The sequence below is a fragment of the Streptomyces sp. GESEQ-4 genome (assembly GCF_017948455.1).
Lineage (GTDB): Bacteria > Actinomycetota > Actinomycetes > Streptomycetales > Streptomycetaceae > Streptomyces.
On record NZ_JAFFSU010000012.1, the window covers coordinates 73,074 to 94,413 of the forward strand.

Below are 21,340 nucleotides of genomic sequence, written 5' to 3' on the forward strand. Positions count from 1 at the left end.
GTGAAGACCATCCCGCACTGGATCAACGGCAGCCCCGCACCGGGCTCCACCGCCGACACCCAGCCGGTGTTCAACCCGGCCACCGGCGCCGAGCAGGCCCAGGTGGTCCTGGGCGGCGCGGCCGATGTGGACGCCGCTGTCACCGCCGCCGCGAATGCCTTCGAGACCTGGTCGGACTCCTCCCTCAGCCGGCGCACCCAGGTGATGTTCGCCTTCCGGCAGCTGCTCGTCGAGCACGAGGAGGAGCTGGGCCGGATCATCTCCGCCGAGCACGGCAAGACCGTCGACGACGCGCGCGGTGAGATCACCCGTGGCCGCGAGGTCGTGGAGTTCGCCTGCGGTCTGGGCGACGTACTGAAGGGGTCCTTCTCCGACCAGGTCTCGCGTGGCGTGGACGTGCACGACTTCCGCCAGCCGCTGGGAGTCGTCGCGGGCATCACGCCGTTCAACTTCCCCGCCATGGTGCCGCTGTGGATGCATCCCATCGCCATCGCGACCGGCAACACGTTCCTGTTGAAGCCCAGCGAGCGTGACCCGTCCGCCGCCAACTTCGTCGCCGAGCTCTATCAGAGGGCCGGCCTGCCCGACGGGGTCTTCAACGTCGTCCACGGCGGTAAGCCGGCCGTCGACGCCATCCTCACCCACCCCGGCATCGAAGCCGTGTCCTTCGTCGGCTCCACCCCGATCGCCAAGTACGTCCACGAGCAGGCCACCGCCCACGGCAAGCGCGTCCAGGCTCTCGGCGGCGCCAAGAACCACGCCGTCGTCCTGCCCGACGCCGACCTGGAGTTCGCCGCCAACCACATCACGGCGGGCGCCTACGGTTCGGCCGGCGAACGCTGCATGGCCGTCTCGGTCGCCGTGGCCGTGGGTGACGCGGCCGACGGGCTGGTCGAGGTGCTGGCCCGCAAGGCCCGTGAGGTCGAGGTCGGCCCGGGTGACCGGCCCGGCACCGAGATGGGTCCGCTGGTCACCAAGGACGCGCAGGAACGTGTCGAGAACGCCGTCGGAACCGCTGCCGCGCAGGGCGCGACGGTCGTCGTGGACGGCCGCGGACTGAAGGTCGACGGCCACGAGGAGGGCTTCTTCACCGGCCCGTCCCTCCTCGACCACGTCACCACCGAAATGGAGGCGTACAAGGAGGAGCTGTTCGGCCCGGTCCTGGCGGTCGTCCGTGCCGAGTCCCTCGACCAGGCGATCGACCTGATCAACGCCAACCCCTACGGCAACGGCACCGCCCTGTTCACCGCCTCCGGCGAGGCCGCCCGCCGCTTCCAGCGCCGGATCAAGGTCGGCATGATCGGCATCAACGTGCCGGTCCCGGTCCCGATGTCGTACTACTCCTTCGGCGGCTGGAAGGACTCCCTCATCGGCGACTCGCCGATCCACGGCCCCGAGGGCATCCGCTTCTACACCCGCCCCAAGGTCGTCACCTCCCGCTGGCCCCAGACCGAGCAGCAGGTCGCGGCAGGCTTCAACTTCCCCACTTCCAGCTGAAGTTCCCGTCCCCTTCTCCAAGGACACTCATGGCAACGACTGTGCGCGTAGGGGTGATCGGGGCCGGCTGGATCGGTCAGGATCACATTCGCCGGCTTACCGACACCGTGAGCGGTGCCGAGGTCACCGCGGTCACCGACATCGACTCCGCGCGGGCCGCTGAGGCGGCGGCCCGGGCCGGCGCCCGGGTGTGCGCCGACGGTGCCGGGCTGATCGCGGCGGACGATGTCGACGCGGTGCTGGTCACCTCCTGGGGCCCCACCCACGCCGAGCACGTCCTGGGCGCCATCGCGGCCGGTAAGCCCGTGTTCTGCGAGAAGCCCCTCGCCACCACCGTCGAGGACTGTCTGCGGATCATCGACGCCGAGTCGGCGTACGGCCGCCGTCTCGTCCAGGTCGGTTTCATGCGCCGCTACGACGCGGGCTACCGGCAGATGAAGCAGGTCATCGACTCCGGCCGCGTCGGCGAGCCGCTGGTGGTGCACTGCGCCCACCGCAACCCGACCGTCCCGGAGTCGTACGTCTCCGAGATGGCCGCGCTCGACTCGGCCGTGCACGAGATCGACGTACTGCGCTGGCTGCTCGACGACGAGATCGTCTCCACCCAGGTCGTCGTGGGGCGTTCCACCGGCAAGCGGTTCGCGCACCTGAAGGACCCGCAGATCATGCTCTTCGAGACGGCCAAGGGCGTTCGCATCGACCTGGAGATGTTCGTCAACTGCCAGTACGGCTACGACATCCAGTGCGAGATCGTCGCCGAGGAGGGCCTCGTACGACTGCCGGACCCGGCCTCGGTCGCCGTGCGCACGGCGGGCCGGCACAGTACGGAGGTTCTCCAGGCGTGGGTGGGGCGGTTCGCGGACGCCTTCGACACCGAGTTCCGCGAGTGGATCGCTTCGGTCGGGGCGGGCACCGAGCCCACCGGCCCGTCCGCCTGGGACGGCTACGCGGCGACCGTCATCTCCAACGCCACCGTCGAGGCCCTCGCATCGGGCCGCATCGTCGACACCGGTATGAAGCCCCAACCCGCCTTCTACAGCGGCGGTGCCGTCGCCGTGGATGTTCAGCCAGCCGCCTGACCCGTACGTAGAGAAGGACATCGACACATGGCTCTCAAGCTCGGCGCCTACACCGCCTGTCTGCACGACCGCACCCTCACCGAGGCCCTCGACATCCTCAAGGAGAACGGTCTGACCTCGGTGGAGGTCAACACCGGCGGCTTCATCCCCGCCCCGCACTGCCCGGTCGACCTGCTGCTGTCTTCGGCCACGGCGCGCGAGGAGTACCTGGCGACGTTCGCCGACCGCGGGATGGAACTGACGGGTCTGAACTGCAACGGCAACCCGCTCAACCCACTCCCGGGGGTCGGCCCGAAGCATGCCGACGACCTGCGGCGCACGATCCGCCTCGCGGGCCTGCTGGGCGTGAAGCATGTGGTCACCATGTCCGGTACGCCGGGCTCGGACCCGGACGCCAAGTACCCGTCCTGGGTGGTGAATCCGTGGGACGGCGTCTACATGGACGTGCTGGACTACCAGTGGGGTGTGGCAGTCGCGTTCTGGAAGGAGATCGACGCGCTGGCGCGGGAGAACGACGTCCGGGTCGCCGTCGAGATGCACCCGCACAACGTCGTCTTCTCGCCGGTGACGTTGAAGCGGCTGGTCGACGAGGGCGGCCTGACGAACGTCGGCGCGGAGATGGACCCCTCGCACCTGATGTGGCAGGGCATGGACGTCATCGCCTCCATCAAGTGGCTGGGCCCCCTGGTGTTCCACGCCGCCGCGAAGGACGCGACGCTCTGCCCGGGCGCCGACATCCGCGGCGTACTGGACACGTCGTTCACGCGCGTGCCGGCCGACGCGCCCGGCAAGGTGCCCACGGGCTACGGCTTCTGGTGCAACGCCTGGCCTCAGAACCCGGCGTGGAAGTTCGTCGCGGTCGGGCTTGGCAACGACGTGCCGTTCTGGACCGAGTTCCTGCGTGCCCTCGCGGAGATCGACCCGGAGATGGCCGTGAACATCGAGCACGAGGACGCCGCGTACTCGCAGACCGAGGGGCTCTCGCTGGCCGCGAAGAACCTGCACAGCGCCGCGGCAGCAACAGCGGAGGCAGGACAGCGATGAAGCTCGCCCTTGATCCACAGATGTTCTACTCGACTCACTCGGTGCTGGAGCTGCCTGACCTGGTGGCGCGTGCCGGTTACTCCTGGATGGAGCTCTCGCCCAAGGACGACTTCATCCCCTTCTTCCGCCACCCGCGCGCCGACGACGCCACCGTGGCCAAGCTGCGCAAGCGCGCCGCCGATGCCAGGGTCGGCATCGCCTCGGTGCTGCCGGTGCTGCGCTGGTCCGGCCCCGGGGAGGAGGAGCGGCAGGCCGCGGTGCGCGCGTGGAAGCGGGCCATCCAGATCACCGTCGACCTGGGCGTCACCACCATGAACTCCGAGTTCAACGGCCGCCCAGAAGGCGCCGAGTTCGCCGAGAGCCAGTTCCTGCGCTCCCTGGAGGAGCTGATGCCGGTGTTCGAGCGCGAGGGTGTCAAGCTGGTGCTCGAACCGCATCCGGACGACTTCATCGAGGACGGCCACGCCGCGGTGAACATGGTGCGCGGCCTGAACCGGGACTGGATCTCGTTCCTCTACTGCACCCCGCACACCTTCCACCAGGGCGACGACGCCACCGGCATCATCACGCGCGCGGCCGAGAAGGTGACCTACGTGCACCTCGCCGACACCCTGGACCACACCGCCTCGGGCGGGCTGCGCTACATCGTCAACCCGCCCGGCTCGACCGTGCGCGTGCACCAGCACGCCGAGATGGGCCGGGGAGAGGTCGACTTCGACGAGGTCTTCGCGGCGCTCGCCTCGGTCGGCTTCGACGGGGTGGTCTCCTCCTGCGTGTTCGGCTGGGAGGAGCACGCCGAGGACATCAGCGTCCGCCAGCGTGAGAAGGCAACCGCCCTGATCGACAAGCACTTCGGCGCGGGCGCGCTCGGCTCCGGGCGCTGAAGCCCGCTCACGACACCGCCGGCCTTTACCCGCGAGGGCGAGGGCCGGTGCGGCGGGCGAGTACAGCGGCCGTGGTGAGCAGGGCGAGCAGGGCGCCGGTGAACCACGTCATCGCGGTCGTGACGGCGATGTAGCGGGTGGCGATGCCGAGGCCGATCGCGGGCAGGGCGAGGCCCAGGTAGGAGATGAGGAAGAGCCCGGCGAGGGCTTCGCCGCGTTCGGCCGGGGTGGCCATGGCTACGACGGTGCCGACCGCGGACTTGAACAGCACTCCGGCGCCGCTGCCGGCCACGATGCCGGCCACCAGGAACACGGGGAGGCTGGCGGTCTGCATGCCGACGGCGAGTGCGGCCATCCCGGCGGCCTGGGCGAACAGGCCGAGATTGCCGCGCACCTTGGCATCGAGCCGGCTGGTCAGCGTCTGCGCCACCGCAGCGGCGCCGAACACGGCGAACACGGTCAGCCCGGCCAGTGCGCGGGACGGGTGGTGCAGGGGGTCGCCGACGAACTGGGGGGCCAGCGAGGTGAACAGACCGAAGGACGCGAAGCCCGCGGCTGCGGCGGCCAGGTACCCGGCCGGGTCGCCGTGGTCGGCGCTGACGCGCTGCGGGCGGTAGGCCGGCCGGACCGGCGGCTTCTCGACCGTCTCGGGGGTGAGCGCGACCGCAGCGACGCTGATCAGCAGCAGGGCGCCGAAGACCAGGTAGGGCAGGCGCGGTGGCGCGTCGAGGTACTGGGCGAGGAGGCCATCACCCAGGCCGCCGCGAGCCGTCGGCCCGGCGCCGGGGCCCGCTGATCGACAGGACCCCGGCGCCGGGTACGGAGATCAGCTGCTGGGAACGGTGTCCTGGAACACGGTGCCCGCGCTGCGGTACGCCGTCACCTTGGCGGCGACCTGAGCGGGCGTAAGGACCTGGTCCTTGACGTGAAGGACGTAGTCGACCTGCTGGTCGTACGCCCGCGCCGTGGTGCTGGTCTGGCCCGCGAGGTCGATCAGCCACTGGTTGAAGTTGATCGACATCGGCCGCTCGGGCAGGTACGCGGCGTCGTGCGTGCCGAAGAGCTGTCCGTCGACGTAGTACTTGATGGTGCTGTTGTCGATGGTCAGCACCAGGTCGTGCCAGCCGGCGTAGCTCTGACGGCTCTCGCTGTGCTGGTTGACCGCCACCCACGGGTCGGCCTGGTACGTCTCCCAGGACGTCGTGTAGAGGATGTTCGCCGGCTCGCCCCAGCCGCCGTTGGGCAGGTACTCGAAGTCGTACTCGGCGTAGTCGTCCGCCAGCGGTGCCTTGAGGTCGTTGATGGTGAAGAACGTCTGGACGAGACGGTCGCCGTCCGGGCCGTACTTGGGCGCGTCGCTGAACTTGACCCGGGCCGCGTAGGTGCCGTTCTTGAACTTCATCGCCCGGGTGAGGATCTCGGTGTGCTCGGTGCTTCCCGCGGTGCCGGCGGTGGAGGTCTCCAGGTTCATGATGGAGTTGCCGCCCGCGCTGGCGAAGGTGACGTTCTCCGGCGCCCAGGTGGCGCCGGGCACGCCGGGGCCGCCGGAGTTGGCGCGCACGCTCCAGCCGTTGGCCGAGATCTTCGGGTCGGTGTGGCCGCTGTAGTTGAAGTCGTCGAACAGCGCGGCACCGTCGGCCGGAGGATCGGTCGGCGGGTCGGTGGGCGGGTCCGTCGGCTCGTTGCCCGCGGGGGCCGTGCCCCACACGGTGGTGCCGGACAGTTGCCCCGTGACTTTGGACCAGTCGCCGTACGACGTCCGGGCGGCGCCGAAGGAGTAGTCGTCGCTCTGGTTCAGCGGCGCCCACGTCGACTGGTGGAAGCGCAGCTGCATATCGCCCGTGTCGGCGCCCGGAGCGAGTGAACCGGCACCGGAGGTGAAGCCGATCTCCAGGTAGCGGTCGGCGGTGGCGGTCGGGTTGGCGAGCGTGCCGAAGGTGCCCGTGACGTTGGCGCAGCCCTTGACGGCCCAGGAACAGGCGAAGCGGTAACTCGCGCTCGCCGATTCGGCCTTGAAGTAGTACCGGATCTTGACGCCGCTCAACTGCACGCTCGTGGCACCGGTGTTCGTCACCTTGAACCAGGGTTCGGCCTGATCGGCACTGGCCCCGGTGGCGCTCGTACGGTACTGGACGCTCAGCCCGTCGGCGGCCGCGCTCGCGGTGGTGGGGAGTGCGGTGAGCGCGGCGGCACCCATGGCCGCCGCTACGGCGGTGACCGCGGTGGTGCGCAGCCGGTTCTTCGCGAATCTCATCCTTATTCCTCTCCAGAACGGTCCTGCGCCGGCCCTTACCACTTGACCAGTGAAGCTCACTGGACAGATAACCTGTTGATGTGGGGATGAAGTTGGCATAGACCAATCGCGGCGTCAACCCCCTGCGTACTTGGCGGATTTGACCTTCGCGGCAGTTAGATTCCCTGACCAAAGGACCCGACCTCGGGCGCCAACTGGTCAACTGGTCAACTGGTCAACTGAGGATCCGCGCATCAGGGAGGGCGACATGAAGGCCGACGAACCAGGCGCGGTGCTCAAACGGGAGCGAGTGCGCGACTTCGTCCTCGGCCTCGTCGAGTCGCACCGCCCGGGCGACGCGATCCCCTCCGAGCGCTCCCTGTGCGCCCAGCTGGGCGTGTCCCGCCCGACCCTGCGCGCGGCGGTCGACGAGCTCGTGGCCGCGGGACTTCTGGTGCGGGAACACGGCCGCGGCATGTTCGTGGCACCCGAGAAGATCACCCAGGAACTCGTCTCCGCCCAGCAGACCATGACGGTGCCTCAGGCCTCTGGGACCTGGTCGAGCCGCCTGCTGGAGTTCACCACCATCCCGGCAGGCGCGCGCGTGGGCCGCAAGCTGCGCCTCTCCCCCGCCGCCGAGATCGTGTACGTGGCACGGCTGCGCCTGGTCGACGGCGCCCCGATGGCCATCGAGCACCTGCACATCAGGGCCGACCTGGTCCCCACCCTGTCCGCCGGGGAACTGGAAACCGGCGACTTGTACGAGCACCTGCGCGAACAGCACGGCGTGCATGTCCAGGAGGCGGTGCAGGCCATCGAGCCGACCGTCGTCACCCGCGCCGAGGCGGAACTGCTCGACGTGCCCGAGCTGTCCCCCGCCCTGCTCTTCGAGCGGCTCACCTCCGACACCACGGGTCGGGCCGTCGAGTACGTCCACTCGGTCTACCGCGGCGACCGCTACCGCATCGTCTCCCGCCTCACCCTCGGCCCCTCGGCAGCGGCGGCGCCCCCGACCGCCCTCGGCCACCACCCCGGCATCCCCCCGGGCGACTTCGCCCACAGCGACACCATCACGTCCTCCACACGCGGGGACATCCAGTCGGCACCGTGAGCCGCGTCCGGTGCATCCCCCGCATCACGGCAAACGGGGCCGCCGCACATCTGCTCCCACGAGCCCATGACCCCGGGCCTCAAGGACATCACCGACACCCTCCGGACCCAGCTGGGTGCGCTGGGCCTGAAGGCGTTCGGCCAGGAAGGCGACCCTTTCGACCCCGCCCGCCACGAGGCAGTGGCGCATCATGTGTCCCCGCACTCCGACCACCTGATCTGCACGGAGATCCTGCGATCCGGATACCGGCTCGGTGACCAACTGCTGCGCCCCGCCCACGTGGAGGTCACCGGGCCCGCGCTCCCTCCCTCGTGAGGGAGTGCCGATCATGCTCACGCAGCGACGGGCGGGTCACTGGCCGGGACGACGACGTGCAGGGGGCGGGGCTGCTCGGCCCAGATGGTCTTGCCCGCTCCGGTGTGCCGGGTGCCCCACCGCTCACACAGCAGCGCGACCAGGAGCAGTCCGCGCCCGCCCTCGTCCAGGACCCGGGCCCGGCGCGGATGCGGAGAGGTGCTGCTGCCGTCGGATACCTCGCAGATCAGCATGCCGTTGTGAATCAGCCGCAGCATGATCGGGGCGTGGGCGTGCCGGATGGCGTTGGTGACCAGCTCGCTGACGATCAGCTCGGTGGTGGGCACGGCGTCGGCCAGATCCCACCCCTCCAGCCCCGCGGCGGCCCACCGGCGGGCGTCCGCGACGGCCGCCGGGTCGGGGGCGACCCGCCACGTGGCCACATGGTCGGTGTCGAGCGGGTGGGTCCGGGCGACGAGCAGGGCCACATCGTCCTCCGGCTCACGGTGCAGCAGAGTGTCGAGGACCGCGTCGCACACGTCGTCGAGTGAGGAGGCGGTACGGGTCAGGGCGCGGCGCAGGGCGTTCATCCCGGTGTTGATGTCGCGCCCGCGGGACTCGACGAGACCGTCGGTGTAAAGCACCAGGAGACTGCCCTCCGGCAGCGCGAAGTCGACGGCCGCGAAGGGCACACCGCCCACGCCCAGGGGCGGGCCCGGCTCCACCTGCAGGAAGTCGACGGTGCCGTCCGGGGTGACCACAGCGGGCGCCGGGTGGCCCGCGCTGGCCACGGTGCAGTGGCGGGACGTGGGGTCGTAGACGACGTACAGACAGGTCGCGCCGACCTCCCCGTCGGAGGTGGATCTCTCCCGGGCCTCTTCGATGATCAGGTCGTCGAGGTCCGTCAGCAGCTCGTCGGCGGGCAGGTCGACGTCGGCCAGGGTGCGCACCGCCGTCCGCAGCCGGCCCATCGCGGCGGAGGCATGGATGCCGTGGCCGACGACATCGCCCACGACGAGAGCGACCCGGGCACCGGACAGCGGGATGACGTCGAACCAGTCGCCGCCGACGCCCGCGTGCGGATCGGCGGGAAGATAGCGGGTCACGATCTCCACCGCCTGCAACGTGGGCAGCCGCTGCTGCAGCAGACTGCGCTGCAGCGCCAGCGCCGCTCCGTCGCTGTCCTGCGGAACAGCCGCCTGCACCGACCACCACGGCATGTCTCCATCGGCGCCGGCCAGCGGACACGCCTGCAGATCGGCCTCGACCGTACGTCCTGCCCGGTCCCGCAGGACGAGCCTGCCCATCCACGCTCTGCGTTCGGCCAGGTGCCGCCGGGCCCGGTCGGGCAGCCGGCCGCCCGTCAGCAGCGTGGAGGCAGCGCGTCCGACGATCTCGTCCGGCGCGTAGCCCAGCAGCATCTGAGCACCAGGGCTCCACGCGATGACCGTCCCCGCGGCATCGACGGCCGCAACCGCCGGCTCGGTCGCCGGAAGGAACGCACGGTACGTGTTCATCGTGCTCACCCCAGGCGCCGCGTCCCCATCGACACTAAAGGGACATTTCTCTCTCCATTGTGCATACAAGCGTGGGCCGGCGGCAGCCGGCCCACGCTGCCGAAGACGTTCAGGCGGTGGCGTACACCCGCTCGGCGAACTCGGCGATCTGATGCTCGCTGAGGTGCCGCGCGATGTCCCGCTCGCTGATCATGCCGACCAGCGTCTTGTTCTCGACCACCGGCAGGCGCCTGATCTGGTGCCGCTCCATCGTGGCGAGCACCTCGCTGACGTCGGCGTTGACGTCGATCCACTGCGGGGTGCCCTGGCACAGCTCCGAGCACTCGGTCCCGGCCGGGTCACGCCCCTCGGCGACGCACTTCACCACGATGTCGCGGTCGGTGATGATGCCGCACATCCTGCCGTCGTCCTCACAGACCGGCAGCGCGCCGACCTCCAGTCGTTTCATCAACTCGGCGGCGCGTGCGAGGTTTTCCGTCTTGTTGATGCACTCTGCGCCTCGGTGCATGATCTGCCCGGCAACCGGCATGGAGTCCTCCTGTGTGGAAAGCGTCCGACTCCCCCCTCGTCCTGCTACGGCGCTTCCACGCTATGCGCGGGCACTCCGTGCCCCCGTGCCGTGGTACGCCATTCGGGTGACGGGGGTGCGGTCAGCCGCCGGATCTACGACCAGTCCTGCCCTTGCGCAGGAAGCGCCGCAACCGTGCCTCCGGCCAGGTGTTGATCACGTCGTCCTTGGTGAGCCAGCCGCGCTGCGCCGTGCCCACGCCGTAGCGCATGTTGGCGAGGTGGAGGGTGGCGTGGGCGTCGCTGTCGACAGCGAACTTCACGCCGTGCCGCCTGGCCCGCAGGATGTCCTCGTCGCGCAGATCCAGCCGGTCGGGGTGCGCGTTGATCTCCAGCGCCGTGCCGGTGCGCGCGCACGCGGCGAAGACCGCGTCGAGGTCGGCGTCGATGGGCGGCCGCTTGCCGATGATCCGGGTGGTGGGGTGGCCGATGATGTTGACGTACGGGTGCTCGCAGGCCCGGACCATCCGCCGGGTCAGGGCCTCGCGCGACTGGTTGAAGTGCGAGTGCACGGAGGCCACGCACAGATCGAAGCCGGCCAGGAACTCCTCCGGCCAGTCGACGTCCCCGTCCGGGTCGATGTTCAACTCCACGCCGTGCAGCAGCCGCAGGCCTCTGCCACCCCTGCCGCCATGAGCGCCGTCGAGCTCCCGCACGCGCTCGCGCTGGGCCAGAATCCGCTCGTCGGTCATCCGCTGCATGTACAGGTTGGGCCCGTGGTCGGTGACGGCGTAGTAGGCGTAGCCGCGCTCGGCGGCCGCGGTGACCATCTCCTCCAGCGGGGCGAGACCGTCGGTGAGGTCGGTGTGGGTGTGCAGGTCGCCCCGGATGTCCTTCTGCTGGATCAGGGCGGGAAGTTCGTCGTGCAGCCCGGCCTCGATCTCGCCGCGGTCCTCGCGCAGGGTGGGCGGGATCCAGGGCAGGCCGAGGCGGGCGTACACGTCCTCCTCGGTCTCGGAGACGATCTTCTTGCCGCTCTCGGCGTCGAAGAGCCCGTACTCGGAGAGTTTGAGCTTCTGGTGGACCGCGATCTCCCGGGTGCGGATGTTGTGCGCTTTGGACCCGGTGAAGTACTGCAGCGCCGCGCCCCAGGAGTCCGGCGGGACGACACGCAGGTCGACGGCCAGGCCCTTGGTGGTGCGGATGGACGTCTTCTTCTCGCCGTGCGCGATGACCTCCGAGACGTACGGCAGCTCGGTGAACGCCCGCATGACCGGCTCCGCCTTCCGCGCCGCGACGAGGATGTCGATGTCGCCGATGGTCTCGCGGACGCGGCGCAGTGATCCGGCGTAGGCGCACCGCTCGCAGCCGGTCACCTGCGACAGCTCGGTGACGATGTCGTCGGCGAGGTCCATGGCGACGTCGAGCAGGACCCGCTCTCCGGAGGACTGCAGGAGCTCGATGCCGTGGAGGATGTTCTCCTCCGTCTTCGGCCCGAAGCCCTTCAGGTCGCGCAGCCGCTCCTCGTGGATGGCGTCGGCCAGTTCCTCGACGGAGGCGATGCCCAGCTCCTCGTACAGGACACAGGCCTTCTTCGGGCCGAGCGTGGGGATGGCGGTCAGCCGCCGGACCCCGGCGGGGATCTTCGCCCGCAGCTCCTCGACCGCGGACACGCTGCCGCCGCGGAAGTACTCGAGGATCTTCTCGGCGATGGACTTGCCGACGTTGGGGATCTCCTGGAGACCCTTGAGGTCGAGGGTGGAGACGTCGGCGTGGTAGCCGCCGATCGAGCGCGCGGCCTTCTCGTAGGTGCGCGTCCGGAACGCGTCTCCTCCGGTGATCGAGATCAGGTCCGCGTATTCGAAGAACAGCGCGGCCACCTCGTCGTTGGACCGAGCCATGGCTTACGAGTAGGCAGACAACGCCTGTTTCATGCGTGCCGGCCACGTACTGTGACCGTGAACTGGGCACCGTCGGGGTCACGCAGTACGGCCTCCTGCTCGCTCTCCTCCAGAACGCGGCCACCACGCTGCTCCGCGGCCCGGGCGCACGCCCCCGCATCGTCCACGATGAAGTGCACCTGCCAGTACGACCGGACGGAAGGGTCAGGCGGCGTCTCCACCGAACCCGCCTCGATACGGGCCACGATCTCGCCCCGGCTGCGCAGCAACACCTTGTCGCCCGCGTACTCGACCTCGCAGCAACCGGGCAGGCCCGAGGCCCAGTCGAGAATCTCCCCGTAGAAGATGGCCGCGTCGAAGGCGTCCCGGGTGTGCAGGACGATGAACGTGGACGCCGCCTGCCGCCACGCCTCCCACTCGGTGACGAGTTTCCCCTCCCACATCCCGAACGCGGCCCCGTCACGGTCGGCCACCAGCGCCGCCCGCCCGGGAGGAAAGGAGAGCGGCCCTACGGCCACGGTCCCGCCCCGCTCCCGCACGCGGGCCACGGTGTCGTTCGCGTCCACCACGGCGAAGTACGGCGTCCAGGCCGAGCCCATCTGCCACATGCCGGCCACCCCCGCGATCCCGGCGACGGGCACCCCGTCCGCCAGCGCGGTCCGGAAACGGTCGCCCAGCCTCGCGTCGCGCCACCGCCAGCCCAGTACGGCCCCGTAGAAGGCCTGCGTGGCCTCGAGGTCGCGGCTGGCCAGACTCACCCAGCACGGAGCTCCGAACACGGAACGGGTGAAGACGACGTCCGCCGCGTCGTGATTCATGGCCATCGCGCCCCGGTCTCGTTCCCCCGGCAATCGCTGCTCTTCACCACAGTGTCCAACCCAGGTTCCGGTCCTGCACATCGCCTGGCTCGTCGGTGCTCGCGGTCGCCCGCCGCGACGGAAACGCGCACCATGGAGGTGCCCCCTTCGGCCTACGGCGGGTGTGGAGACGAAGATGCTGAAACCCCACGTCAGAACCGTCGCCGCAGCACTTCACGCCTACCGGTCCGCATGGGCCGGTCTGCTGCGCGACCCGGCGAGCCCACACAGCTACCGTCGGCTCGACGACGCCGCCTACACGCTCTGCGTCCTCATGGGACAACGCAACGCGGCCGACGCCGCGGCAAAGGCAGAGCGCTTCCTCACCCGGGCCTCGGCCGCGAAGCCGTCGCAGACCGAGGTCTCCGCGTGAGGCGTGGCTTTATGGTGGTCGTGAGGGACCCTCTGGGGGCGGTGAGCGCCATGCGAGTCGAACTGATCCAACGGGCCGCCAGCGTGCTCTTCGACGTGCCGGACGAGACGCACGAGGAGATCATCACGCTCATCGGCGCGGTCACCCAGGACGCGGTGATCCAGGACGCTGACCTGGCGGCAGCGTTCGGCGAGTGGTGCTGGCTCGTCTACACGGTCCACGGCGACGTGATCGAAGTACTGGATGTCGGCTGTGCACGCTGAGGCAGACTCGGCCGGCCGCCGGTCGACTGGTGCTGCCAGATCGGCTTAGGGTGCGTCAGATACTGGGCCCCGGCCACGAAAAGGAGCCTCCGTGCGGCTGCGCTGTGCTGTGCTCGACGACTTTCAGCGGGTGGCGACGGAGGTCGCCGACTGGTCGCCGCTCGCGGACGATGTGGATGTCGTCCCCTTCTCCACGCACTTCCCCGACGAGGACGCCCTCGCCGAAGCGCTCGCCGGGTTCGACATCGTGGTCACCCTCCGGGAACGCGTCCCCTTCCCCGCCTCGCTGTTCGCCCGGCTCCCCCGGCTGCGGCTGCTGATCGCCTCCGGCATGCGTAACACGGTCATCGACTACGCCGCCGCCGAGGCGCACGGCGTCACCGTCTGCGGCACCGGCAGCTCCTCCACCCCGCCCGTCGAACTGACCTGGGCCCTGCTGCTGGGCCTCGCCCGCGGCATCGTGGAGGAAGCGGGCGCCCTGCGTTCGGGCGGCCCGTGGCAGTCCACCGTCGGCGCCGATCTACACGGCCGCCGCCTCGGGCTTCTCGGCCTCGGGAAGATCGGCAGCCGCGTGGCGCAGGTCGCGCTCGCCTTCGGCATGCGGGTCGACGCCTGGAGCCAGAACCTCACCAAGGAACGCGCCGACGAGTGCGGCGCGCAACTGGCCGCCTCCAAGGAGGAGTTGCTCGCCGAGAGCGACTTCGTCTCGATCCACCTCGCCCTGAGCGACCGCACCCGCGGCCTCCTCGGCCCCGCCGAACTCGCCCTGCTCAAGCCGACGGCGTACCTGATCAACACCTCGCGCGCGGCGATCGTCGACCAGGACGCCCTGCTCACCGCCCTGCACGAGGGACGGATCGCCGGCGCCGGCATCGACGTCTTCGACACCGAGCCCCTCCCCGCCGACCACCCCATACGCACCGCCCCACGCCTCCTCGCCACACCCCACCTGGGCTATGTCTCGCAGGCCAACTACGCGACGTACTACGGCCAGGCGGTGGAGGACATCCAGGCCTTCCTGGCGGGTTCTCCGGTACGACAACTGCCCTGACGTCGGCGGTCGAGCGATGCCGGCGCGTCAGGCGATGTCGGCGACCCCGGCCTGCTCGCGCATGCTCGCGCATGCTCGCGCATGCTCCTTGAACAGGCCGTACGCGACGCCCAGTTCACCGCCGTCCCCCGCCCGGAGGCTAGTGGACGTCGGACGCGGGACCGAGCCATTTTTCTGCCGGTACCTCATGCGTACCGGTAGATGCGGGACACGTCCTCCAACTCGTCCGGAGTGACATCCCACGGCGGCAGCCGCTGGTGCCGGGCGACGATACGGCCATGCTGGGGACTGCCCCGGCCGGGCGGCCGGTCCGGCAGATAGCGGTGGTTGTGGTGACGCTGCTGCCAGCGCTGCCACTGCAGGTCCACGAAGGCGTGGACCAGCCAGAAGACCGGGTCGTTGACGGACGCGCCGCCGAGCATGGCGCCCCCGACCCAGCGGTGCACGCGGTTGTGGTTGCGCCATGGATTGCTGCCGCTCCCCCATCCCTCCAGCTGGTTGCGGAACCCCCTGGTCACCGTCGAGTCCCACGGGGAGACGTCGTAGACGGGGTCGTCCAGCGCCCGGTTCAGATCGTCCTCGGTGGGCAGGGTGATCGGTCTGCGGGGGCGGCCCAGGTCCCGGGTGAGGAACTCGTCGTCGGTGACGCCCACCCGGATGGTCCAGTGGCCCGCAGCGTAGGCGAACGGCCCGGTCATCACCTGCCGGTCGAACCGCCGCCCGTTGCCGCCGAGCAGCTCGTCCGTCCACGGCACCGAGGTGGTCGTACGGTCCCGGGTCCAGTCCCAGTACGGCACCGTCACCGAGGAGTCGACTCGGTGCAGGGCGCTCTCCAGGTCCAGCAGGAACCGGCGGTGCCAGGGCAGGAACGAGGGCGTCATATGGGCGGCGCGCAGACCGCGGTGGCCGTCCCCGACGAAGTGCGCGACATGGAGCCGTACGAACTCGTCGTACTCGCCACTCCGTTTGAGCTCCAGCAACGCCTCCACGAACCGCCGCCGCTCGGCCCGCGTCAGCCTGCTGACGTTCTTACGCACGTACGTCATGCTCCGCCTTCTGATGCGAGTGCCCGCCGCCCAGCGCTCCGGGCCCGAGTTCGTCGACGGCCGCGCGGGTCGCCTCCAGCGGAGTCCGGAACCAGCTGTAGTGGTCGAGCATGCTCACCCAGCTGCCGTCGGCCCGGCGCATGAGATGCAGCGGATGCCCGTCCACGGTGACGTGCCATGCGACATCGAGGGGGCCGAGGGACACCTGGACGCCCTGGATACGGCGGCCCCGGTAGACCTCGTCGAAGGCTGCACCGGCCCCCTCCTCCGGCGGCCCGTCCGCGGACCACGGGCGCCGGGATGCGGTGACGAACGGGGCCACGGCGGAGGCGAGCAGCCCCCGCGTCACCTCCCGCCGCGGCGTACCCATCGTCATCGCTCACTCCTCGTACGGTTCGGCTGTCCGTACGAGCAACCGCCCAGCCCTCCCCACGGTCACCGAATTCCTCATCCCTTTCAGCAATTCAGCCGGACCACACCGGGCGAACCATACGATCAATCGATTCGCCGATCACATTCCAATCCCTCCACGGCGCCTTGCGCATTGCATTCTTCACTCCCGCGACTTTCATACGTATGGAGCAACGCGTCGCTTTTACGGAGGCCATGGACTGCTATGTTCTCCAACCGTCGGATCAGAGGTAACTTTTCAAGCGAGGTGAATCATGAAGAAGGCAGTTTTCACCACAGCGGCGTTGGCCATCGGTGCGGGTCTTGTGGGCGGCTCCGCCGCCGCGGCATCTGCCGCCGGAGGTTCGGGTACGACCCCGGCTCCGCTCGGTCTCATGTCCCCGACCAAGGTGTCTCCGGCTGTCGTGCCGGCGGCCGACACCGTGACGCAGTTGGTCCGTGAGGGCGGGATCGGAAAGGGCAGCGCGTTCGACAAGAACAACTCGGGCGGAATGTCCGGCATTTATCTGGACGGAATGGACCCGGACGCCGCCAAGAAGCCCACGATTCCAGTGAAGAACCCGGCCGGAAAGGGTTCCGTGCAGGTCCGCCCGCTGCAGGCGCCGACCGCGGCCGGGCTCGGCACCATGCTGAGCAAGTGAAGGCGTGCGAGTTCTGAGACTCTGATCCGGTTCTCGGCAGCCGGAGCCCGACAGCAGGCCCACCTCCGCATACGGCGGGCCCCGAGCCCACTGGCACCCGCGAATCATCTGTCCGGCCCACCGGCCCTCACCCTGCCGGTGGGCCGGACGCACGTCGGCTTCCATGCATTTCCTGGAACACCGCGCGGATTCCACGCTGCCCGTGGTTGCGCCATCCGATGGAATCTGCCCGCGTTTGAATGTTCCCACCGTGACTTATGCACAGTTATATGGGTTTCCTGGTACGTAAGCGTGCGCAACCGTGAATTCAGGGAAGGAAATCACGTTGTCCAAGAAGTTCGCGGTCATCACGGCCCTCGCCCTCAGCACCGTTGTCGGCAGCGCCGGCATTGCCGCCGCTGACGGTGGCGGCAACAACACCACCGTCAAGGGCGGTGGCGGCTTCTCGACGTCCCCGGTCGTCGTGAACGCGCCTCAGCAAGGCGTTCTCGTCGTCAACGGCACGGTCGTCGACGGCCGCTGCATTGCCCCGTGGTCCAACGGAGCCGTCCTCGGCGGCGTCGTCCCACCGAACTCGCACTACGCCGCCTGCAACACGGCGCCGGTCGACCAGTCGCAGAACGCCCCCTACAAGGGCGGCCTGCTGTTCTGACCCCTGCTCCGAGCAATTCAGAGCAGGTAAACCCACGCAGCCCGGAAAGGCGCAACTCATGCGTAACAAGGTTACGGCCATTTCCGCCCTCGCGGCAGGCATCGTCCTCGCGGCCGGCGGCACCGCCGCGGCCTGCAACTGTACGGAGGTCGAAGGTGGTGACGGCTTCTCGACGTCCCCGGTCGTCGTGAACGCCCCTCAGCAAGGCGTTGCCGTCGTCAACGGCACCGTCGTCGACCTCCGCTGCGTCGCCCCGTGGTCGAACGGGGCCGTCCTCGGCGGCGTTGTCGCACCGAACTCGCACTACGCCGCCTGCAACACGGCCCCGATCGACCAGTCGCAGAACGCCCCCTACAAGGGCGGCCTGCTGTTCTGACCCCTGCTCCGAGCCATTCGGAGCAGGTAAACCCACGCAGCCCGGAAAGGCGCAACTCATGCGTAAGAAGGTTACGGCCATTTCGGCCCTCGCGGCAGGCCTCGTCCTCGCGGCCGGCGGCACCGCCGCGGCCGACGGCGACACCACCACGGTCAAGGGTGGTGACGGCTTCTCGTCGGCCCCGGTCGTCGTGAACGAGCCTCAGCAGGGTATTGCCGTCGTGAACGGTGCCCTCATCGACGGCCGATGCATCGCCCCGTGGTCCAACGGAGCCGTCCTCGGTGGCGTCGCGGCGCCGAACTCGCACTACGCCGCCTGCAACACGGCGCCGGTCAACCAGTCGCAGAACGCCCCCTACTTCGGCGGCTTCCTGTTCTGAGCAGTACTTCACACCCGAGTGCGGTCCGCCGGAAATCCGGTGGACCGCACTCGGCTTTTATGACGATGGTGAGTTACGGCGAGGGCGAGTGCCGCATCAAGCCCAAGCCCGTGGGCCCTGTCTGCGTCAGTACACAGACAGGGCCCACGGTCACGAGAGAACGCCAACAAGGAGGAAAGGGCGCCCATTCACCAGGTGCAACGGAGTTGTGCCGCCCGCGGTCACCCTGAATCGTCCGTTTGGCCCAACCCCCATACATGCCGAAGGGCCGACTCCGGGAAGTGCGGAGCCGGCCCGGCGCGGGATGAACGGCTACTTGGTGGCCGGCTTGGCCGCCGTCTTGCCGACCGGAAGGCCGTTGAGCAGCTTGCCGTCGAGCGGGTTGGGCAGGGTGCCGCCGAAGACGGGGGTCTTCACCATGCCCGACTCCTGCACGCCCTGCTTCACGCCCTCTGCCGTGCGCTTCACCTTGCCGCCCACCATGCCCGTCGGCGCCTTGGCGGCGTCGGGGAGACTGCGGGCGACCGTCTTCCCGTTGTCGACCAGGCCGTTCCCCGGCTTGTCCGCCGCGACCGCGGGCGCAGTGACGCCGGCGAGGGCGAGGGAGCCGACCACTACGGCAACAGCCTTCAGGTTCTTCATCATGCGCCTTTCTTGGCAAATCTTCTCGGTTCTCCTGGGCTAACGAGAGCGGACCTTCCGGGAAACCCCGCGGCCGACAAGTCCCGCGAACTCATACGAGAAGACCCCCTGCCGATCGGGTGGTCCGTGCGAGGAAACATATGGATAAGCGACTCATGTCGCTCATCCCATGATCAAAATAAGCCGATTGAAACTCTTTCTTCGGAAGGGCAGCCTCGGTCATGCGTATTTCCCCGGGTCCCGTCCCGTGTCGTGCGACGCCGTCCGTGGTGTATGCGCCACACATCCTGCATGTGACTCAGCCCGTCGAGGGCGACATCGCGCGGGCCGTGACGGACCTGGTGGCGGCGCAGCTCGCCGCGGGGCTGCGGGTGACCGTGGCGTGCCCGGAGGGCGGGACGCTGGCGGAGGGGCTGCGCGCGCTGGACTGCACGGTGCTGCGCTGGGACGCGACCCGCTCGCCGGGGCACCGGCTCCCGGACGAGGTACGGCGGTTGACGCTGCTGTTGCGCGAGGTGCGGCCGGATCTGGTGCACGCGCACAGTGTGAAGGCGGGGGTCGCGGCGCGGCTCGCGGTGCACGGCCGTATGCCGACGGTCTTTCAGCCGCACGCCTGGTCGTTCGCGGGGGCGGACGGAGTCGTCGCCCAACTGGCGGTGGGCTGGGAGCGGTTCGGGGCGCGATGGGCTACGCGTGTGCTGTGTGTCAGCGAGGCTGAGCGGCGGGCCGGGGAGCGGTACGGCATCACCGCGCGATGGCGGGTGATCCCCACCGGTGTCGACACCGACCGGTTCCGGCCGGAGGGAGAGCGGGCTCGGTCAGGGGAGGGTCCGGTCGTCGTGTGCGTGGGGCGGCTGTGCCGGCAGAAGGGGCAGGACGTGCTTCTGCAGGCGTGGCCCGAGGTGGTGCGACAGGTGCCCGGCGCACGGCTGGTGCTGGTCGGCGACGGTCCGGACGCGCGGCGGCTGCGTGCCGATGCGCCCGCGTCGGTGGAGTTCGCCGGCGCGACCGACGACACCGCCGCCTGGTACCGGGCCGCCGATGTCGTAGTCCTGCCGTCACGCTTGCCGGGCATCGGGCTCGCCCCGCTGGAGGCCATGGCGTGTGCCAGGCCGGTCGTCGTCACGAACGTGGACGGAGCGCGCGAGAGTCTTCCGCCCGGCCATCTGCCGTCCTGCCTGGTGCCGCCGGAGGACCCTGACTCGCTGGCCCGGGCCGTGACGGCGCTGTTGCGGGACGAGCCGCTGCGCACCGCGCTGGGCGCACAGGCCCGCGCGCATGTGCTCGTCGCCCACGACCTGCGGCATGCCACGGATGCGGTGATCGATGTGTACCGGGAGCTGCTCGGCATGGTCTCCACGTCGTGCGTCGTACCGAGTCAGAGCAGGGAGTCCGTCACCTCTTGACCGCGCGCCCGTCATCCACAGCCCGTCATCCACAAAGGAGCTCCGGCCTGATGAAGAGGGCGAGCCGTGTCGCGGCGCTGACGATGGCCGGAATGGTGTCCTTGGCGTGTCACGTCGATGCGACGGCGCCACACGGGAGGAGCGTTCCCGAAGGCGTGGGTGTCGTCCAGGACGGTCTCACTCCGTCAGGCGCCCAGCCCGGTAAGGCGGTCGCCGCTACGGTGAGGCTGCGGGCGTCCGAATGCGTCACTGTCCGGAGAGTGGGCGTGGCCGTACGGGACGGGCTGGAGAAGCCGCTCGATTATCCCGGTGCGGCCATGAACGCGCGGATCTGCCCCGGCGGTTTCACCTTCACCACCAAGCCCCGCACCTTCCGCGCGGGCACGTACACCCAGTACGCCTATTACGACGACGAGACCGGCCACCATCCGCTCGCGAAGGGCAAGTTGCGGGTCGTCTCCAAGGGGCGGAGCGTGGATCCGTCCGCGGGGCGAAAGCTCGTCTGGGCGGAAGAATTCGACTCGCCCTTCGTGTGGGGTCGCCGCTGGACCCGCGATGCCAGCTCGGCCTATGAATACGGGACCCACAATCCGAGGTACTTCAAGCTCGACTGGCTGAATCCCCGCAACGTGCGTATCACCGGCGGAAAGGCGGTCTTCACCGCTCGGCCCGGTCGGCAGACCCTGGAGAACGGACTGCGGGCCTGGGAGACGGGGCTGATCACGACGGAGCGTTCCCGGGAGGGGTTCCGGCTGCGGCCCGGCCACTACATCGAGGTCCGGGTGAAGCTGCCCACCGCGGTCGGGGCGTGGCCGTCGGTGTGGACCTGGATCGGTGACGGCCACGAAATCGACGTACTCGAATACCATCCGGACGCCCCGGACCTGCTGGAAATGGTGAACCATGTCCGGGAAGCGGCCAATTACCACGTCATCAGGCCCCTGGGCAGAGGGAATTGGGTGCGGGTCGGGGTGCTGCTGGGCACGCGTTCCGCCGACTGGTACGTCGACGGTTCTCTGGTCTTCCAGGACGGACGCGGAGTGGATCCGAAATGGTCCGCCTATCTGAACGTCAATCTCTCGATTTCCTCGGGCACGCACCACCCCGTTCCGCAGACGAAGGACCCCATCACCTTCAGCGCCGACTATGTGCGCGTATTCCGATGAGGCCGGTGCT

The 21,340-nt window shown here is 69.5% G+C and carries 23 protein-coding genes and 2 pseudogenes; 15 read left to right on the top strand and 10 right to left on the bottom strand.

From position 1 onward, the window contains the following. From KCH48_RS23285 to KCH48_RS23300, 4 genes are read left to right on the top strand one after another with little or no spacing between them, the layout of a single operon-like run. Positions 1–1,497, top strand: coding sequence for a CoA-acylating methylmalonate-semialdehyde dehydrogenase (locus KCH48_RS23285; protein ID WP_210576636.1), 1,497 nt, complete (start codon positions 1–3; stop codon positions 1,495–1,497). A gap of 29 nt (positions 1,498–1,526) precedes the next feature. Further along, the gene (locus tag KCH48_RS23290) at positions 1,527–2,576 is read left to right on the top strand and encodes a Gfo/Idh/MocA family protein (protein ID WP_210576637.1); all 1,050 of its coding nucleotides are present in this window, start codon (positions 1,527–1,529) and stop codon (positions 2,574–2,576) included. 27 nt (positions 2,577–2,603) lie between these two features. Beyond that, a complete protein-coding gene (locus KCH48_RS23295; protein WP_210576638.1) occupies positions 2,604–3,620 on the top strand; it encodes a sugar phosphate isomerase/epimerase in 1,017 nt (338 codons plus the stop codon). After that, positions 3,617–4,504 carry a sugar phosphate isomerase/epimerase gene (locus tag KCH48_RS23300; protein ID WP_210576639.1) on the top strand — a complete coding sequence of 296 codons (888 nt, stop codon included), beginning with the start codon at positions 3,617–3,619 and terminating at the stop codon, positions 4,502–4,504. Before KCH48_RS23295 ends, KCH48_RS23300 begins: the two co-directional genes overlap by 4 nt. 25 nt (positions 4,505–4,529) lie before the next feature. Here the strand turns inward: KCH48_RS23300 and KCH48_RS43450 are convergent, their stop codons facing one another. Both KCH48_RS43450 and KCH48_RS23315 read right to left on the bottom strand, forming a co-directional pair. Further along, positions 4,530–5,261, bottom strand: coding sequence for a hypothetical protein (locus KCH48_RS43450; RefSeq protein WP_374104705.1), 732 nt, complete (start codon positions 5,259–5,261; stop codon positions 4,530–4,532). A gap of 69 nt (positions 5,262–5,330) precedes the next feature. Beyond that, positions 5,331–6,758: a cellulose binding domain-containing protein gene (locus tag KCH48_RS23315; protein WP_210576642.1), complete on the bottom strand. Its 1,428-nt coding sequence runs from the start codon at positions 6,756–6,758 to the stop codon at positions 5,331–5,333. A 247-nt stretch (positions 6,759–7,005) separates the two neighbouring features. Between KCH48_RS23315 and KCH48_RS23320 the strand changes: the two genes are divergently transcribed. Continuing rightward, on the top strand, positions 7,006–7,848 hold the full coding sequence (locus KCH48_RS23320) for a GntR family transcriptional regulator (protein WP_210576643.1): 843 nt from the start codon (positions 7,006–7,008) through the stop codon (positions 7,846–7,848). A gap of 66 nt (positions 7,849–7,914) precedes the next feature. Continuing rightward, positions 7,915–8,163 (top strand): nucleotide exchange factor GrpE, encoded by a 249-nt coding sequence (gene grpE, locus KCH48_RS23325; RefSeq protein WP_210576644.1) that lies wholly within the window; start codon positions 7,915–7,917, stop codon positions 8,161–8,163. A 17-nt stretch (positions 8,164–8,180) separates the two neighbouring features. On the opposite strand, the pseudogene KCH48_RS23330 reads toward grpE, so the two are convergent. The 5 genes and pseudogenes from KCH48_RS23330 to KCH48_RS23345 all read right to left on the bottom strand — a co-directional run. Continuing rightward, positions 8,181–9,311, bottom strand: a pseudogene (locus KCH48_RS23330) (SpoIIE family protein phosphatase); the annotation flags it as partial. 60 nt (positions 9,312–9,371) lie between these two features. Then, positions 9,372–9,659: pseudogene (locus tag KCH48_RS42345) on the bottom strand (PAS domain-containing protein); the annotation flags it as partial. A 109-nt stretch (positions 9,660–9,768) separates the two neighbouring features. After that, positions 9,769–10,188 carry a CBS domain-containing protein gene (locus tag KCH48_RS23335; RefSeq protein WP_210576645.1) on the bottom strand — a complete coding sequence of 140 codons (420 nt, stop codon included), beginning with the start codon at positions 10,186–10,188 and terminating at the stop codon, positions 9,769–9,771. 121 nt (positions 10,189–10,309) lie between these two features. Next, a complete protein-coding gene (polX, locus tag KCH48_RS23340; RefSeq protein WP_210576646.1) occupies positions 10,310–12,067 on the bottom strand; it encodes a DNA polymerase/3'-5' exonuclease PolX in 1,758 nt (585 codons plus the stop codon). A 29-nt stretch (positions 12,068–12,096) separates the two neighbouring features. Then, positions 12,097–12,885 (bottom strand): VOC family protein, encoded by a 789-nt coding sequence (locus KCH48_RS23345; RefSeq protein ID WP_210576791.1) that lies wholly within the window; start codon positions 12,883–12,885, stop codon positions 12,097–12,099. 175 nt (positions 12,886–13,060) lie between these two features. On the opposite strand from KCH48_RS23345, the gene KCH48_RS23350 reads away from it, so the two are divergent. From KCH48_RS23350 to KCH48_RS23360, 3 genes are all read left to right on the top strand, one after another. Continuing rightward, on the top strand, positions 13,061–13,297 hold the full coding sequence (locus KCH48_RS23350; protein ID WP_210576647.1) for a DUF5133 domain-containing protein: 237 nt from the start codon (positions 13,061–13,063) through the stop codon (positions 13,295–13,297). Between the two features lie 50 nt (positions 13,298–13,347). Beyond that, positions 13,348–13,560 carry a hypothetical protein gene (locus tag KCH48_RS23355; protein WP_210576648.1) on the top strand — a complete coding sequence of 71 codons (213 nt, stop codon included), beginning with the start codon at positions 13,348–13,350 and terminating at the stop codon, positions 13,558–13,560. A 91-nt stretch (positions 13,561–13,651) separates the two neighbouring features. Beyond that, complete coding sequence (locus KCH48_RS23360; protein WP_210576649.1) at positions 13,652–14,611, top strand: D-2-hydroxyacid dehydrogenase family protein; 960 nt, start codon at positions 13,652–13,654, stop codon at positions 14,609–14,611. Positions 14,612–14,796: 185 nt separating this feature from the next. Here KCH48_RS23360 and KCH48_RS23365 read toward each other — a convergent pair whose 3' ends face one another. Both KCH48_RS23365 and KCH48_RS23370 read right to left on the bottom strand, forming a co-directional pair. Continuing rightward, positions 14,797–15,657: a tyrosinase family protein gene (locus KCH48_RS23365; RefSeq protein ID WP_210576650.1), complete on the bottom strand. Its 861-nt coding sequence runs from the start codon at positions 15,655–15,657 to the stop codon at positions 14,797–14,799. Then, positions 15,641–16,033: a tyrosinase family oxidase copper chaperone gene (locus KCH48_RS23370; RefSeq protein WP_210576651.1), complete on the bottom strand. Its 393-nt coding sequence runs from the start codon at positions 16,031–16,033 to the stop codon at positions 15,641–15,643. Before KCH48_RS23370 ends, KCH48_RS23365 begins: the two co-directional genes overlap by 17 nt. 289 nt (positions 16,034–16,322) lie before the next feature. Between KCH48_RS23370 and KCH48_RS23375 the strand changes: the two genes are divergently transcribed. The 4 genes from KCH48_RS23375 (at position 16,323) to KCH48_RS23390 (ending at position 18,116) form a co-directional block, all read left to right on the top strand. Continuing rightward, a complete protein-coding gene (locus tag KCH48_RS23375) occupies positions 16,323–16,709 on the top strand; it encodes a hypothetical protein (RefSeq protein WP_246885747.1) in 387 nt (128 codons plus the stop codon). 325 nt (positions 16,710–17,034) lie between these two features. Then, on the top strand, positions 17,035–17,361 hold the full coding sequence (locus tag KCH48_RS23380) for a hypothetical protein (RefSeq protein ID WP_210576652.1): 327 nt from the start codon (positions 17,035–17,037) through the stop codon (positions 17,359–17,361). A 58-nt stretch (positions 17,362–17,419) separates the two neighbouring features. Continuing rightward, complete coding sequence (locus KCH48_RS23385; RefSeq protein WP_210576653.1) at positions 17,420–17,737, top strand: hypothetical protein; 318 nt, start codon at positions 17,420–17,422, stop codon at positions 17,735–17,737. A gap of 58 nt (positions 17,738–17,795) precedes the next feature. Then, positions 17,796–18,116: a hypothetical protein gene (locus KCH48_RS23390; protein ID WP_210576654.1), complete on the top strand. Its 321-nt coding sequence runs from the start codon at positions 17,796–17,798 to the stop codon at positions 18,114–18,116. 312 nt (positions 18,117–18,428) lie between these two features. Here the strand turns inward: KCH48_RS23390 and KCH48_RS23395 are convergent, their stop codons facing one another. Beyond that, the gene (locus KCH48_RS23395; protein ID WP_246885748.1) at positions 18,429–18,761 is read right to left on the bottom strand and encodes a hypothetical protein; all 333 of its coding nucleotides are present in this window, start codon (positions 18,759–18,761) and stop codon (positions 18,429–18,431) included. Between the two features lie 218 nt (positions 18,762–18,979). On the opposite strand from KCH48_RS23395, the gene KCH48_RS23400 reads away from it, so the two are divergent. Together KCH48_RS23400 and KCH48_RS23405 are read left to right on the top strand one after the other, a co-directional pair. Beyond that, on the top strand, positions 18,980–20,164 hold the full coding sequence (locus KCH48_RS23400; RefSeq protein ID WP_210576655.1) for a glycosyltransferase family 4 protein: 1,185 nt from the start codon (positions 18,980–18,982) through the stop codon (positions 20,162–20,164). 155 nt (positions 20,165–20,319) lie between these two features. Further along, entirely contained in the window at positions 20,320–21,330 is a 1,011-nt protein-coding gene (locus KCH48_RS23405) for a family 16 glycosylhydrolase (protein ID WP_246885749.1), read from the top strand. Positions 21,331–21,340: the final 10 nt, after the last annotated feature.

Bases quoted from the DNA above. Each gene is read 5' to 3' on its own strand.
- KCH48_RS23290 (WP_210576637.1), top strand. From the start codon at position 1,527: ATGGCAACGACTGTGCGCGTAGGGGTGATCGGGGCCGGCTGGATCGGT.
- KCH48_RS23295 (WP_210576638.1), top strand. From the start codon at position 2,604: ATGGCTCTCAAGCTCGGCGCCTACACCGCCTGTCTGCACGACCGCACC.
- KCH48_RS23300 (WP_210576639.1), top strand. From the start codon at position 3,617: ATGAAGCTCGCCCTTGATCCACAGATGTTCTACTCGACTCACTCGGTG.
- KCH48_RS23315 (WP_210576642.1), bottom strand. From the start codon at position 6,758: ATGAGATTCGCGAAGAACCGGCTGCGCACCACCGCGGTCACCGCCGTA.
- KCH48_RS23320 (WP_210576643.1), top strand. From the start codon at position 7,006: ATGAAGGCCGACGAACCAGGCGCGGTGCTCAAACGGGAGCGAGTGCGC.
- grpE (WP_210576644.1), top strand. From the start codon at position 7,915: ATGACCCCGGGCCTCAAGGACATCACCGACACCCTCCGGACCCAGCTG.
- KCH48_RS23335 (WP_210576645.1), bottom strand. From the start codon at position 10,188: ATGCCGGTTGCCGGGCAGATCATGCACCGAGGCGCAGAGTGCATCAAC.
- polX (WP_210576646.1), bottom strand. From the start codon at position 12,067: ATGGCTCGGTCCAACGACGAGGTGGCCGCGCTGTTCTTCGAATACGCG.
- KCH48_RS23345 (WP_210576791.1), bottom strand. From the start codon at position 12,885: ATGAATCACGACGCGGCGGACGTCGTCTTCACCCGTTCCGTGTTCGGA.
- KCH48_RS23350 (WP_210576647.1), top strand. From the start codon at position 13,061: ATGCTGAAACCCCACGTCAGAACCGTCGCCGCAGCACTTCACGCCTAC.
- KCH48_RS23355 (WP_210576648.1), top strand. From the start codon at position 13,348: ATGCGAGTCGAACTGATCCAACGGGCCGCCAGCGTGCTCTTCGACGTG.
- KCH48_RS23365 (WP_210576650.1), bottom strand. From the start codon at position 15,657: ATGACGTACGTGCGTAAGAACGTCAGCAGGCTGACGCGGGCCGAGCGG.
- KCH48_RS23370 (WP_210576651.1), bottom strand. From the start codon at position 16,033: ATGACGATGGGTACGCCGCGGCGGGAGGTGACGCGGGGGCTGCTCGCC.
- KCH48_RS23375 (WP_246885747.1), top strand. From the start codon at position 16,323: ATGAAGAAGGCAGTTTTCACCACAGCGGCGTTGGCCATCGGTGCGGGT.
- KCH48_RS23385 (WP_210576653.1), top strand. From the start codon at position 17,420: ATGCGTAACAAGGTTACGGCCATTTCCGCCCTCGCGGCAGGCATCGTC.
- KCH48_RS23390 (WP_210576654.1), top strand. From the start codon at position 17,796: ATGCGTAAGAAGGTTACGGCCATTTCGGCCCTCGCGGCAGGCCTCGTC.
- KCH48_RS23395 (WP_246885748.1), bottom strand. From the start codon at position 18,761: ATGATGAAGAACCTGAAGGCTGTTGCCGTAGTGGTCGGCTCCCTCGCC.
- KCH48_RS23400 (WP_210576655.1), top strand. From the start codon at position 18,980: ATGCGTATTTCCCCGGGTCCCGTCCCGTGTCGTGCGACGCCGTCCGTG.